The organism is Proteus sp. CA142267, assembly GCF_003336825.1.
Taxonomy (GTDB): Bacteria; Pseudomonadota; Gammaproteobacteria; order Enterobacterales; family Enterobacteriaceae; genus Proteus; species Proteus terrae.
In genome coordinates, this window is the sequence record NZ_QPMG01000001.1 from 262,139 (window position 1) to 276,252 (window position 14,114).

The window sequence follows — 14,114 nt, forward strand, 5'->3', positions numbered from 1 at the left end:
CGTGCAAGAACTAGTCCAAAATATTCTCACGAGCGTAAGGCTCTATTTCGCCCTCTTTACGTGTTTTCAGTAATTTTAAGATCCACGTATATTGTTCTGGCGTTGGTGTCACTAGTGCTTCTAACTCTTCATTCATTCTACGTGCAATGTACGCATCATCTTTATCTTCAATGTCATCCATTGGTTCACGAACAATGATGCTAAGCTTATGTGTTTTATGACAATACACTGGGAATAACGGCACAATAGCCGCTCGGCACACTTTCATTAACCGCCCAATCGCGGGCAATGTTGCTTTATAAGTACCGAAAAAATCCACAAATTGGCTATGTTCTGCACCATGATCTTGATCTGGCAGATAATAGCCCCAGTAACCTTGTCGCACAGAAGAAATAAATGGCTTAATACCTGCTTCGCGTGAATGTAATCTGCCATCAAAATGATGACGTGCTTTATTCCATAAATAATCAGCAACGGGATCTTTTTGGTGATGGAACATCGCTGCCATTTTCTGTCCTGTCGATGCTAACAGCATTGCAGGAATATCAACCGCCCATCCATGAGGCACCATAAAAATGACATTACGGCCTTGCTCTTTAAAACGCTCAATGATTTCTAATCCCTGCCAAGATGTGCGCTTTAATATACGCTCAGGGCCTCTTAAGCAAAGCTCTGCTAACATCACAAAGGATTGAGGCGCAGTTTCAAACATATTATCAAGAACTGTTTCACGTTGTGTTTTATTCCATGTTGGAAAACAGTATCTCAAGTTGATATCTGCACGACGCCTTGCGCTTTTCGCTTTACGTCCAACAAAACGACCAATAGAAGCAAGAAATGGATCACGCCATTTTACTGGCATATAAGCTAATGCACTTAATACACCTGCACCTAACCATGTTCCCCAATGACGAGGATGCAAATATGCACGGTGAAAAGTGGGTACATAACCCGCTTTGCTATCTGTATCTTTTTCTTTATTCATCAGATAACTCTCTGAACTGATACCCCAAAGAGGCGTAAAAAACATTAAAACAAAAGCGGATGATATCAATCATCCGCTTTTATGTCTTTAAAATCGTATTTATTGTCAATCAGCTAGCACTAATTGCGGCTTAATCTCTTTTACTTTAGCAAGATATTCTTGTTTGTCTTTGCCTGTTAAACCATCAGCACGAGGTAATGTGGCTGTTAGTGGATTGACTGCTTGTTGGTTGATCCACAGCTCATAGTGCAAATGAGGTCCCGTAGAACGTCCTGTATTGCCTGACAACGCAATTCTATCTCCACGTTTAACACGTTGTCCTGGTTTTACAAGTAACTGACGTAAGTGCATATAACGTGTTGTGTATTGGCTACCATGGCGAATAGCAATAAAGTTACCTGCAGCACCACTGTATTTAGCCACAATAACTTCACCATCCCCTGTTGCTAATACCGGTGTACCTACTGGCATAGCAAAGTCGACACCTTTATGAGCCGCTAAACGACCTGTAACAGGATTAATACGACGAGGGTTAAATTGAGAGGAAACTCTAAACTGCTTCACTGTTGGGAATCGCATAAATCCACGTTCTAATCCACCAGCTTGGCTATCATAAAAACGACCATCTTCAGCAAGGAAAGCATAGTAGTCTTTACCAGCGCTACGTAAACGCACACCAATAAGTTCACTTTGTTCTGTACGACCATCAAGCACTTCGCGAGAGAAGAGTGCTGCAAATTGATCGCCACTTTGTAGTTTTTTAAAGTCTACTTGCCATTGCAATGCTTTAGTCACTGCACGTGCTTCTGAATTAGTTAAACCTGCATTCGTTGCACTAACAGAGAAACTTCCACGAATAACACCAGTGGTAACACTGTTTTTCCACTCACCTTTTTGAAACTCTTTTGTCTCTTTAAAGCCCGTTTCTGTACGAGTATAAACACGAGTTTCACGGCGAGAAACACCCCAACTTAACTCTTTTAGCAACCCATTATCATCAAGCTCCCAACTAATAGGTTGCCCGATTTTAAGGTTTCTAAGATCTTTATTTTGATTAGAGATAGTTGCAATATCAGCAGAATCAATACCAAACTGAGTCAATATTGAACTTAATGAATCACCACTAGAGACAATATAAGTATGAGGAACTTGTGCAACTGCGGTACTTGTATCTGTGCCATCTTCCGCACCAACTAATCCTTCATCGGTAAGTTGATCACTACTATCAGTGATAATGTCATCCGTATTTTCATCTTGATTGGCAAGCGGCATTTGAATGCTGACAGGAACTTCTCGGTTTTGCTCATTTTGAAGAACCACTGGTCGCCAAATTGCGACGGCCAGTGTTGCTGCAGTTAACGAACCGAGCATAATCTTATGTGGGAGTGGTAAACTTAAATATACCTGTGCAATGGATTTCTTCTGCTGCACGTTCTTAATTCCTTATTGTGTTTCATTCAGGCAGCTCGCATATTGGTTAGCTAGTTGGGTAAGGAATTTTATATAGCTCTCTTGAGTCAGAGCAATCCCACTTCCTAGGGGGTCTAATACACCCATTTTAACCCCAGTGCCTTTCGCCACTGTTTCTATTACTGTCGGCCTAAATTGTGGCTCAGCAAAAATGCAAGTTGCTTTTTGCTCAACCAACTGTGTTCGTATTTGATGTAATTTCTGCGCACCCGGCTGTATTTCAGGGTTGATCGTAAAATGACCTAACGGCTTTAAATTATAATGTTTTTCGAAGTAGCCATAAGCATCATGAAAGACAAAATAACCCTTATTTCTCACAGGCGACAGAATATTAACAAGATTCTTATCAGTTTGCTTGAGTTGTTCGCTGAATTTACCTAGGTTTACGTCCAGAAGTTCTTTTTTATCTGGATACAGTGCAATTAACCTTTCGTGGATCTGTTTTGCAGACGACAACGCAATCTCTGGTGATAACCAGATGTGCATATTATAATCACCGTGAGAATGATGTTCGTGATTTTCCTCATGTTTATGCACATTGTCATCATCATCTTTCAATAAAAGAGACTTTATTTCGTCAGTTTCCGCTAAAGCCAACTTATGATTGTCAGTAAGTCTGTTTAATGGCTTATCTAAAAACACTTCCATATCAGGCCCTACCCATACCATCAGGTCTGCGGAGGTGATTTTTTTCAAATCAGAGGGTTTTAATGCATAATCGTGTGGAGATGCCCCATCTGGTAATAAAACGTCCGTTGGTGTTACTCCATCAGCGATGGCAGCAGCAATAAATCCTAATGGTCTAATAGAAACGACGACGTCAGCCTGCACTGAAGCACTGAATGAGCTTATCATCGCTGTCGCTAAAAATGATTTCAATAAAAAACGGTGCGCAAATTTGTTGTTTTTATGTAACATAGGAAGAATTCTCGTGAATCATCATTGGAAATGTTATATTATAACGTTTCAATGATTCTGCAAGTGCTAATTTTATGTCTGACTTGATTTGTTTAAAATCGGTTTGTGTTTCTTTTGGTGAAAGAGAAATTTTAAAAGATATCTCTTTTGATCTAAAAGCAGGCCGTATTCTTACTTTACTTGGCCCTAATGGTGCGGGTAAATCTACGGTTATCCGTTTAGTTCTTGGTTTATTAAATCCAACCTCAGGAAAAATTGAGCGTCAAAATGCGCTACGTGTGGGCTATGTGCCACAAAAACTTTATCTCGATCCTACAATGCCACTCACCGTTAAACGGTTTATGACACTAAAACCGGGTGTTCATGATAAAGATATTCTCCCTGCTTTAGAACGAGTTAATGCGGCGAAATTAATCGATCTGCCTATGCAGAAACTTTCTGGTGGTGAGTCTCAACGAGTCTTGTTAGCAAGAGCGTTACTTAATCAACCCCAACTTTTAGTTTTAGACGAACCCACTCAAGGTGTTGATGTTAACGGTCAATTAGCACTTTATGATTTGATTAATCAGCTTCGTCACGAACTAGGTTGTGCCATCTTAATGGTCTCTCATGATCTTCATCTTGTGATGGCAAAAACAGACGAAGTCCTCTGCTTAAATGGCCATATTTGCTGTTCAGGCACACCTGATGTTGTTTCTTCTCATCCTGAATTTATTGCCATGTTTGGAAGTCGTGGTGCTGAGCAACTTGGTATTTATCGTCATCATCACCAGCATAGTAAGGAGTGCCGTCATGATTGAGTTGCTGTTACCGGGTTGGATTGCCGGTATGCTCTTAGCAATGGCGGCGGGTCCTTTGGGCTCTTTTGTCGTTTGGCGTCGTATGTCTTATTTTGGTGATACCTTAGCGCACGCTTCACTACTTGGTGTTGCATTTGGTTTGCTGTTTAATATCGAGCCTTTTTACGCTGTTATTGCAGTCACCCTTATTCTCGCTATTCTATTGGTTTGGCTAGAATTAAAACCTCAACTTTCTGTCGATACACTTTTAGGGATCATGGCACACAGTGCACTTTCTTTAGGGCTTGTGGTCGTCAGTTTAATGTCGAATGTACGTGTTGATTTAATGGCTTATCTGTTTGGTGATTTGCTGTCAGTAAATTATCAAGACGTTATCAGTATTTTTATTGGTGTTGTGATTGTTTTATTTGTCATTATTCGCTCATGGCGCCCACTGCTCTCCATGACTATCAATCAAGATATGGCATTTGTTGATGGTGTGAATATTCAGCGAGAACGTTTAAAGCTAATGATGATCACCGCGTTAACTATTGGTTTAGCCATGAAATTTGTAGGTGCGCTGATCATTACCTCTTTACTGATCATTCCTGCGGCAACAGCACGTCGTTTTGCTCGTTCTCCAGAACAAATGGCTCTGATTGCAATCGCTGTTGGTATGTTGGCAATTACGGGCGGTTTAACATTCTCTGCTTTCTATGACACCCCTGCTGGCCCTTCTGTTGTTTTAGCCGCAAGTTGCCTATTTATCTTGAGTTTATTTGCGCCTACTAAACAGTAATCAAATAATCCAAATTTAATACAAAAATAACCCTTGATGAAATGGCTCCATCAAGGGTTATTTTTTATTTATGATAAATGACAAAACGTAAATTTAATCTTCTGCTATACGATTAAAATGACGATAGGCGTGATTAGTGGCAACTCGACCTCTTGGTGTACGTTGAATAAAACCTTGCTGAATTAAATAAGGTTCTAATACGTCTTCTATAGTTTCTCGCTCTTCACCAATAGCTGCCGCAAGGTTATCTAATCCTACTGGGCCACCCATAAATTTATCGATGATGGCAAAAAGAAGTTTACGATCTAAGTAGTCAAAACCTGCCGCATCCACATTCAACATATCAAGCGCTTTAGAAGCAATCTCTTCATCAATGGCACCATTACCTTTTACTTGGGCAAAGTCTCTTACACGGCGCAATAATCGATTCGTAATACGCGGAGTGCCTCGTGAACGCATAGCAATTTGGCGAGCGCCTTCGTCTGTCATCTCTAATCCCATAAAACCGGCACTACGAGAAACAATGTGCTGGAGATCGTCAACATTATAAAACTCAAGGCGTTGAACAATACCAAAACGATCACGCAATGGAGATGTTAAAGAGCCCGCTCGGGTGGTTGCACCCACTAAGGTAAATGGAGGTAGGTCGATTTTAATTGAACGAGCCGCTGGTCCTTCACCAATCATGATATCGAGTTGATAATCTTCCATTGCTGGGTAAAGGATCTCTTCAACAACGGGTGAAAGACGATGGATTTCATCAATAAACAGCACGTCATGAGGTTCAAGGTTAGTTAGCATAGCCGCTAAATCACCCGCTTTTTCAAGCACTGGGCCTGATGTCGTACGTAAATTAACGCCCATTTCATTAGCAATGATATTTGCTAATGTGGTTTTACCTAATCCGGGAGGTCCAAAAATAAGCAAATGGTCGAGTGCATCATGACGCAATTTAGCCGCCTGAATAAAAATCTCCATTTGTTCTCGAACTTGCGGTTGCCCAACATATTCGGCAAGAGATTTAGGGCGGATAGCCCTATCAATAATTTCTTCTTCAGGTTGTTGAATTTCTGCTGAAATCAGGCGATCTGCTTCAATCACAATGTGTTACTCCTAAATAGCCGCGCGCAACGCTTCTTTAATAAGTGTTTCGCTATCTGTACCCAGTTTTGCCACTTTGCTGATCATTTTTGCAGCTTCTTGTGGTTTATAGCCTAATGCGATTAATGCAGCAGAGGCTTCAGCTTCAATATCAGCCGCTTTTGGCGCTTTAGGTGAAGTGCTTTCTGGTAGCTCGATATCACTATTTTCGAATAAATCACCATTAAGACCTTTAAAGCGATCTTTCATTTCAACCACTAAACGCTCAGCGGTTTTCTTACCTACGCCCGGTAATTTCACTAATGAAGTGATAGATTCATTTTCGATAGCAGTCACAAATTGGCGAGCAGACATGCCAGATAGAATGGCTAAAGCGAGTTTAGGCCCCACACCATTTACTTTAATTAATTCACGAAAGAGTGCGCGCTCTTGCTTTTGGTTAAAACCATAAAGTAATTGTGCATCTTCACGTACAATAAATTGCGTGTAGATAATGGCTTCTTGACCAATATCAGGCAATTCATAAAAACAGGTCATTGGCATATTGATTTCATAACCTACACCATTACCTGCCTCGATCAGCACCACTGGTGGCTGTTTTTCAAGAATAATTCCTCTGATACGACCTATCACCCTAACGCCTCCGCAAAAATAATTACGCCAAGTTTATAACATAAAAAAAGCTGGACGTATATCCAGCTTGTGAAAAACCAAAGACATTTACCAAGATAACAACTTATCTTAACCGACCTCGCGTTAAAACCAGACGCGGATCACCTACACGTAATAAATTTTGGTTAAAGTGACAATGTGTAATCGCAATCGCTAGTGCATCGGCAGCATCTGATTGTGGTGCGGCGGATAATTTTAATATTGAACGCACCATATGTTGCACTTGGCTTTTTTCAGCTGCCCCTGTACCCACAACAGTTTGCTTGACTTGGCGAGCAGCATATTCAAAAACAGGCAGATCATTATTAACCGCCGCAAGTATTGCTACACCGCGCGCTTGCCCAAGTTTGAGAGCAGAGTCAGCATTTTTAGCCATAAACACTTGCTCAACCGCAAACACATCTGGCGAAAACTGAGTAATGATTTCGCTAACACCTGCATAAATACGTTTAAGTCGATTTGGAAGGTCGGGAACTTGTGTGCGAATACAACCGCTTCCCAAATAGATAAGTTGTCGCCCTTGCTGCCGAATTACACCGTAGCCTGTAACACGCGAACCGGGGTCTATACCTAGAATGATAGCCATATCAATTCCTGTTGCCGATATGGTCGATGGCGAGAGAAAAGAGCAAAAAAATCTGCTCTGCTCTTCTCTTCGCACTTTTAATAACAGCCTTAAACACCGTTATTTTTGATAATCGCTAGAACGATTACAGGATATCTTCCAGTTGTTTTGCAACTTCATCTGAGATATCACCGTTGTGATACACTTCTTGCACGTCATCACTGTCTTCTAACATATCGATAAGACGCATTAATTTTGGTGCAGTTTCAATATCTAATTCTGCTTTAGTCGATGGGATCATAGAAACTTCTGCTGATTCAGCAACAAAACCTGCTGCATCCATCGCATCTTTTACTTCACCAAAAGATTCTGGTGTGGTGTAAACATCAATAGCACCATCATCAAAAGTTTCAACGTCGTCAGCACCGGCTTCTAACGCAGCTTCCATAATAGCATCTTCATCAACACCCGGTGCGTATGAAATAACACCTTTTTTGGTAAACAGATAAGATACAGAACCATCTGTTCCTAAATTACCACCTGTTTTGGTAAATGCATGGCGAACATCGGAAACAGTACGGTTACGATTATCACTTAAGCATTCAACCATCACAGCAGTACCTGCTGGGCCATAGCCTTCATAAATGATGGTTTCCATATTATCGTTCTCATCATTACCCACACCTCGTGCAATTGCACGGTTTAAGGTGTCACGAGTCATGTTGTTCGATAATGCTTTATCAACTGCCGCACGTAAGCGCGGGTTAGTTGCAGGATCACCACCACCTAAACGTGCTGCTGTAACTAATTCACGGATGATTTTAGTGAAAATTTTACCGCGTTTCGCATCTTGCGCTGCTTTACGGTGTTTTGTATTGGCCCATTTACTATGACCTGCCATGAAATATCTCCAAACGTGGTCTAATCATTAAATAACAAATTCTTCAATCGCTTGCTGATTACTGGCGGATTTTGTTAATTTTGCCGCCAGTGGTGCGTCTAGCCATTGGTATTGCGAATGCTCAGTTAGCACAATATCTCGCTCTGTGGGCAGTGCTAATGTAAACCAATGTTCCTGACAATGTGTGACATCTGGTGCATAACGATGTCGAAAATGTGCAAAAATCTCAAAAAGAATTGAGCGGTGGCAATCCACCAGCTCAAGATTTTCTTTTATGATATCAATTCCAACTTCTTCTTGCACTTCGCGCAACGCCGTTTGAAAAGGCGATTCTTCCGCTTCTAAACTGCCGGTCACTGATTGCCAGAAATCAGGATCATCTCGACGCTTTAGCATAAGCACCCGTTTGGTTTCTTTTGCATAAATAACAACTAAAACGGATATCGGGCGCTTATATTTCATCATTTACTCTTTATTTTCGCTAACTTCTTTTTGAGTTACTGCAATCGCTAACTCTTTTAAAGAATCTTCATTAGCAAAGCTTGGTGCATTAGTCATTAAACACGCAGCAGCAGTTGTTTTAGGGAAAGCAATAACATCACGAATGTTATCAGTACCCGTTAATAACATCACTAAACGGTCTAAACCGAATGCTAAACCTGCATGTGGTGGAGTACCAAATTTAAGCGCATCTAATAAGAAACCAAATTTCTCTTGTTGCTCATTCGGTGCAATACCTAAAATGCTAAAGACTGCTTGTTGCATTTCATTACGGTGAATACGTACTGAACCGCCACCTACTTCATAACCATTGATAACCATATCATAAGCATTTGCCACAGCACCTACTGGGTGAGCAGTCAATTCAGCTGGTGATAAGTCTTTTGGAGAAGTAAATGGATGGTGCATCGCACTTAAGCTACCTGTTTCTTCATCTTCTTCAAACATTGGGAAGTCGATAACCCACAATGGTTTCCATGCATTTAAATCGGTTAACTCAAGATCACGACCCACTTTCAGACGCAGAGCACCCATCGCATCACTCATTGTGCCTTTACGACCTGCACCAAAGAAAATTAAATCGCCGTCTGTTGCGTCTGTTGTTTCTAAAATTGAGTTAACAACATCGTTAGTCAGGAATTTAGCGATTGGACTTTGTACACCTTCAATGCCTTTCGCGCTTTCATTGACTTTCATCCACGCAAGGCCTTTAGCGCCGTAAATACCAACAAACTGTGTATATTCGTCGATATTTTTACGGGTTAATGATGCGCCACCCGGTACACGCAATGCGATAACACGGCATCTTTCATCATTTGCTGCTTGTGCAAATACACTGAACTCAACATCTTTGACTAAATCAGCGATGTCTTTAAGTTCCATTGGGTTACGTAAATCTGGTTTGTCCGAACCATAACGACGCATTGCTTCAGCAAAAGTCATTACTGGGAACGCACCTAAATCGACATTCAGAATATCTAACCATAATGCATGGATCATACGCTCCATCACTTCGCGCACTTGGTCTGCACTCATAAAAGAGGTTTCAACATCGATTTGTGTAAATTCAGGCTGACGGTCAGCACGTAAGTCTTCATCACGGAAGCATTTTACGATTTGATAGTAACGATCAAAGCCAGACATCATCAGTAGCTGTTTAAAAAGCTGTGGTGATTGTGGTAATGCGTAGAATTTACCTTTATGTACACGGCTTGGGACTAAATAGTCACGCGCACCTTCTGGTGTCGCTTTTGTCAGCATTGGGGTTTCAACATCAAGGAAACCTTCACCATCCATAAAACGGCGAACAAAGCTTGTGATTTTAGCACGGGTTTTTAAGCGATCTGACATTTCAGGGCGACGCAGGTCTAAATAACGATAAGTTAAACGACGCTCTTCAGTATTTGTTTGATTGCTATCTAACGGTAATGGCTCTGAACGGTTAAAAATAGACAGAGATTCTGCCGCTAACTCAATTTCACCTGTTGCCATATTTTTATTAACTTGGCTATCAGGACGAGCGCGTACTGTTCCTGTGATTTGAATACAAAATTCATTACGCAGTTCTGAAGCCTGAGAAAATGCCTCTTTCTGCTCTGGGTCAAAGAAGACTTGAACAATACCTTCGCGATCTCGCATATCAATAAAGATAAGTCCACCTAAGTCACGGCGACGGTTAACCCAACCACAAAGAGTCACTTTTTGGCCCACATGGGCGCTATTCAACTGCCCACAATAATTAGTACGCATACAATATCCTTTTACTCAGCTTGTTGTGCTTTCTGCTGCGGAAATTTTGGCAATAGTCTTTTTCGAGTAGTGTCAAAAAAAAGGCAGACATTATAACGAAAATTCTTCCCGGAGATAAGAGTATAGACCTAGTTTATATGATACATCTTTTCAAGGATTTGCTAATCCCCAAACAATTAATTAATAATAATTATTTATAGCGACAGAAGTCGCTTTGAGGTTTATCATTAAATTCGCCGTTTTTTGGCTTTGGCAATGGAGAAAAGATGGTTAGCTCGCTTTATATCGTACTGGGCGCACTATTATTGATTAAATTGTCCCTCAATGTCGTAAAACTCAGAACACAATATCGGGTTGCTTATGGTGATGGTGGCTTTTATGAATTACAAACAGCCATCCGTGTTCACGGCAATGCGGTAGAATATATTCCAATTTCCATGATCTTATTACTGGTCATGGAAATGAATGGTGCTTTTGTTTGGATGGTACACATCTGTGGCTCAATTTTAATCGCAGGTCGTTTTTTACACTCTTATGGATTAAAACACCGTGAACTTCGCTGGCGTCGTTCAGGCATGGCAGCCACTTACTTATCAATGGTATTGATGATCATTGCTAATATTTATTTCCTTCCTTGGATACAAATCTTTTCCTTTTATTACTAAGTCCTCGTGGGAATAACATGATCATCCATGATCAAAACCGACATCCTTGCTGTTGTGTCTAATAACGGCAAGGTATCAAAAAGGTTTATTTATTTTTTCCAATTTCTTTCTAAATAATGCAACTTTGTGAGCACCGTCGCTTCTGGTAGAATGCTTGCTTCTTTTATTCCTTAAACCTATTTTAGTTATGTCGAATTCAAAATCATCACAACAAGACAGCTTATTTGCGACACCTATCGCTAACCTTGGTGACTGGCGCTTTGATGAAAAAGTCGCTGAAGTGTTTCCTGATATGATAAAACGCTCAGTACCAGGTTATTCTAATATCATCTCCATGATTGGTATGCTTGCAGGTCGCTTTGTTACGCCCAATAGCCAAGTCTATGATTTAGGCTGTTCTTTAGGTGCAGCAACCCTTTCCATGCGTCGTAATATTGATGCTTCCGGTTGCAAAATTATTGGTGTTGATAATTCATCGGCAATGGTAGAACGCTGTCAGCGCCATATTGATGCCTATAAAGCAGATACCCCCGTTGATATTATTGAAGGTGATATTCTTGATATCGAGATCAACAACGCCTCAATGGTTGTGCTTAACTTCACCTTACAATTCTTAGCGCCAAACGATCGCCAAATATTATTAAACCGAATTTATCAAGGTCTTAATCCCGGCGGAGTGTTAGTACTTTCTGAAAAATTCAGTTTTGAAGATAAAGAAATTGGTGAGTTATTGTATAATATGCACCATGATTTCAAACGTGCTAACGGTTACAGCGAATTAGAAATTAGCCAAAAACGTAGCATGTTAGAAAATGTCATGCTGACCGATTCTGTTGAAACACATAAAACTCGCTTACATAATGCAGGATTCCCTCATGCGGAAGTTTGGTTCCAATGTTTTAATTTTGGCTCTCTTTTAGCGATTAAAGGCAATAATTAATGATTAATTTTGGCTCGTTTTATCAACTTATTGCGCAAGATGAGCGCTTATTTCATTGGTTAGATACATTACCTGCTCAATTATCAGAATGGCGATCAAATGCGTTACACGGTCACTTTTCTTCATGGGAAAGAATGCTCGATGGTTTACCTGAGATTACCCCTACTGAGATTGATTTTAAAAATGGTGTAATTGCTCAACATACTCCAGCGTTAAGCGCAGGCGAACAACTGGGATTAAGCAACGTTTTAAAGAACTTAATGCCATGGCGTAAAGGTCCATTTTCACTTTATGGTGTCGATATCGATACAGAATGGCGCTCAGATTGGAAATGGGATCGTGTTTTACCGCATCTTTCACCACTTGAAGGCCGTTTAATATTAGATGTTGGTTGTGGTAGTGGTTATCACATGTGGCGCATGTTAGGTGAAGGCGCAGAATTTGTTGTCGGGATCGACCCTACTCAACTTTTCTTATGTCAATTTGAAGCAGTCAGAAAATTATTAGGTAATGACCAACGCGCACATTTAATTCCTGTTGGTATTGAGCAAATGCCAGAATTAAATGCCTTCGATACCGTATTCTCTATGGGTGTACTTTATCATCGCCGCTCACCTCTTGATCATTTATGGCAATTAAAAAACCAATTAGTTTCTGGTGGCGAATTAGTATTAGAAAGCCTCGTTGTTGATGGTGATGAATTCCAATGTCTGATCCCGGGTGAACGTTATGCACAAATGCGTAATGTGTACTTTATTCCATCGGCAAAAATGCTGAAAGTTTGGCTAGAAAAATGTGGCTTTAAAGATGTGCGTATTGTCGATGAAAACACAACCTCTCTTGATGAACAACGCAAAACAGCTTGGATGGTAACGGATTCATTAGATGCATTCTTAGATGCTGATGATAAAACAAAAACAGTTGAAGGTTATCCCGCACCTAAACGGGCGATATTAATTGCAACTAAACCCTAAGCTTTATTTTAAGTGTGTTACAGATAATCATTACAAAAAGGGTATCTTATAGAGATATCCTTTTTTCTATATCAATCTAAATATTTTAAAATCATTTATTCTAACTTAAACCGTATTTACATCGATAAAATTGACTCTATAAAAGATCATCATGGCGAAATATAAAGAAAATAAACAAGCTAAACAAAAAAGGATTGCACAACAAAAACAGCAATCTTTGGTTCTTAATGAGCATCGAAAAGAGAATGAAAAACGAGAACTCTTTTTTTCTAATCAAAATTTTTTAGAAAGTGAGTCATCCATTATACTTACGCCATTACAGCGTAAAATCAGTGCGTTATTCTCTTGGTTTGATTATTTTACTCAGTTCTTTTATATCGCTTTTATTATTACCGCATGGTGTTATCCCGCATTATTTAGCGTTCAAACCATTTATAATTTAACCGTTATTTTTATCTTTGAGTTTATTCTTGTTCATTCAGGTTTGTTTATGGCGGTATTAGCACGAACTAAGCTTATTTTTGTTCTTATCCCTGTTTATAGCGTATTCGCCTTTATGATTAATAGTTTTGTTATGGGCGACGAAAACATTGTACTTTGGCTCTACGCGGTTATTATCGCTAATCGCCTTATTGGTAGCTATCAAGCAAAAAGTAGAGAGGCCTGGAATAAAAACGTTCTTAATTCCGCATATCTGACACTCAATTTTCTATTTTGCATCTTCTTAATTGCAATAATTCGCTTTATTGTTCCTTATGGTGGATTAACACCTGAATATTTAGACAAAGTAAATTACTTAAATTTAATCACCTCACATAGTGAATATTTTAATGCACCTCATGTTGGTATGGCGTTAGGAACACTTTTATATACCATTCCTTTTATTTTTCTGACAATGACAATGTTTTCACCTCTTTATAGTAAAATTAAATTTAGTTATAACAGAGAAAAAGTAACACGCGGATCACGTCGTTAATCACCTATTGATCTGGGCATATTTCTCGCTATAATGAGCGCGTTACATTCCCTATCTTATTTTATTTTTCAGAAGGCACTTCCCTACGATGAATTAAATTCTGCCAGAAAATTTTTCCA

The 14,114-nt window shown here is 39.9% G+C and carries 15 protein-coding genes; 6 read left to right on the forward strand and 9 right to left on the reverse strand.

Annotation, left to right across the window (positions count from 1 at the left end; all coding sequences use genetic code 11):
- Positions 1 to 10: 10 nt before the first annotated feature.
- The 3 genes from lpxM to znuA form a co-directional block, all read right to left on the reverse strand.
- Positions 11 to 985, reverse strand: a complete 975-nt coding sequence (gene lpxM, locus C0T34_RS01215) for a lauroyl-Kdo(2)-lipid IV(A) myristoyltransferase (protein WP_098944077.1) — start codon at positions 983 to 985, stop codon at positions 11 to 13.
- A gap of 105 nt (positions 986 to 1,090) precedes the next feature.
- Complete coding sequence (gene mepM, locus C0T34_RS01220) at positions 1,091 to 2,416, reverse strand: murein DD-endopeptidase MepM (RefSeq protein WP_098942661.1); 1,326 nt, start codon at positions 2,414 to 2,416, stop codon at positions 1,091 to 1,093.
- Positions 2,417 to 2,428: 12 nt separating this feature from the next.
- Entirely contained in the window at positions 2,429 to 3,373 is a 945-nt protein-coding gene (gene znuA, locus C0T34_RS01225; RefSeq protein ID WP_075671073.1) for a zinc ABC transporter substrate-binding protein ZnuA, read from the reverse strand.
- A 74-nt stretch (positions 3,374 to 3,447) separates the two neighbouring features.
- Here znuA and znuC point away from each other — a divergent pair, with 74 nt between their 5' ends.
- Positions 3,448 to 4,173 (forward strand): zinc ABC transporter ATP-binding protein ZnuC, encoded by a 726-nt coding sequence (gene znuC / locus C0T34_RS01230; protein WP_098942660.1) that lies wholly within the window; start codon positions 3,448 to 3,450, stop codon positions 4,171 to 4,173.
- On the forward strand, positions 4,166 to 4,951 hold the full coding sequence (gene znuB / locus C0T34_RS01235) for a zinc ABC transporter permease subunit ZnuB (RefSeq protein WP_098942659.1): 786 nt from the start codon (positions 4,166 to 4,168) through the stop codon (positions 4,949 to 4,951). The genes znuC and znuB overlap by 8 nt, the downstream gene beginning before the upstream one ends.
- 93 nt (positions 4,952 to 5,044) lie before the next feature.
- On the opposite strand, the gene ruvB is transcribed toward znuB, so the two are convergent.
- From ruvB to aspS, 6 genes are all read right to left on the reverse strand, one after another.
- Positions 5,045 to 6,052 (reverse strand): Holliday junction branch migration DNA helicase RuvB, encoded by a 1,008-nt coding sequence (gene ruvB / locus C0T34_RS01240; protein WP_098942658.1) that lies wholly within the window; start codon positions 6,050 to 6,052, stop codon positions 5,045 to 5,047.
- A gap of 12 nt (positions 6,053 to 6,064) precedes the next feature.
- Positions 6,065 to 6,685 carry a Holliday junction branch migration protein RuvA gene (gene ruvA, locus C0T34_RS01245; protein ID WP_075671063.1) on the reverse strand — a complete coding sequence of 207 codons (621 nt, stop codon included), beginning with the start codon at positions 6,683 to 6,685 and terminating at the stop codon, positions 6,065 to 6,067.
- 103 nt (positions 6,686 to 6,788) lie between these two features.
- Positions 6,789 to 7,310: a crossover junction endodeoxyribonuclease RuvC gene (gene ruvC, locus C0T34_RS01250; RefSeq protein WP_006536599.1), complete on the reverse strand. Its 522-nt coding sequence runs from the start codon at positions 7,308 to 7,310 to the stop codon at positions 6,789 to 6,791.
- 124 nt (positions 7,311 to 7,434) lie between these two features.
- Positions 7,435 to 8,190, reverse strand: coding sequence for a YebC/PmpR family DNA-binding transcriptional regulator (locus C0T34_RS01255; RefSeq protein ID WP_098942656.1), 756 nt, complete (start codon positions 8,188 to 8,190; stop codon positions 7,435 to 7,437).
- A 27-nt stretch (positions 8,191 to 8,217) separates the two neighbouring features.
- Positions 8,218 to 8,652, reverse strand: coding sequence for a dihydroneopterin triphosphate diphosphatase (gene nudB / locus C0T34_RS01260; RefSeq protein WP_162556804.1), 435 nt, complete (start codon positions 8,650 to 8,652; stop codon positions 8,218 to 8,220).
- Between the two features lie 3 nt (positions 8,653 to 8,655).
- Positions 8,656 to 10,440 carry an aspartate--tRNA ligase gene (gene aspS / locus C0T34_RS01265; protein WP_109849577.1) on the reverse strand — a complete coding sequence of 595 codons (1,785 nt, stop codon included), beginning with the start codon at positions 10,438 to 10,440 and terminating at the stop codon, positions 8,656 to 8,658.
- A gap of 266 nt (positions 10,441 to 10,706) precedes the next feature.
- Between aspS and C0T34_RS01270 the strand changes: the two genes are divergently transcribed.
- The 4 genes from C0T34_RS01270 to C0T34_RS01285 all read left to right on the forward strand — a co-directional run bounded on the left by C0T34_RS01270 (position 10,707) and on the right by C0T34_RS01285 (position 13,995).
- The gene (locus C0T34_RS01270) at positions 10,707 to 11,105 is read left to right on the forward strand and encodes an MAPEG family protein (RefSeq protein WP_023582071.1); all 399 of its coding nucleotides are present in this window, start codon (positions 10,707 to 10,709) and stop codon (positions 11,103 to 11,105) included.
- 187 nt (positions 11,106 to 11,292) lie between these two features.
- Positions 11,293 to 12,045 (forward strand): carboxy-S-adenosyl-L-methionine synthase CmoA, encoded by a 753-nt coding sequence (gene cmoA / locus C0T34_RS01275; RefSeq protein WP_098944076.1) that lies wholly within the window; start codon positions 11,293 to 11,295, stop codon positions 12,043 to 12,045.
- Positions 12,045 to 13,019 carry a tRNA 5-methoxyuridine(34)/uridine 5-oxyacetic acid(34) synthase CmoB gene (gene cmoB / locus C0T34_RS01280; protein WP_098942653.1) on the forward strand — a complete coding sequence of 325 codons (975 nt, stop codon included), beginning with the start codon at positions 12,045 to 12,047 and terminating at the stop codon, positions 13,017 to 13,019. The genes cmoA and cmoB overlap by 1 nt, the downstream gene beginning before the upstream one ends.
- 151 nt (positions 13,020 to 13,170) lie before the next feature.
- The gene (locus C0T34_RS01285) at positions 13,171 to 13,995 is read left to right on the forward strand and encodes a hypothetical protein (RefSeq protein ID WP_098942652.1); all 825 of its coding nucleotides are present in this window, start codon (positions 13,171 to 13,173) and stop codon (positions 13,993 to 13,995) included.
- Positions 13,996 to 14,114 lie beyond the last annotated feature (119 nt).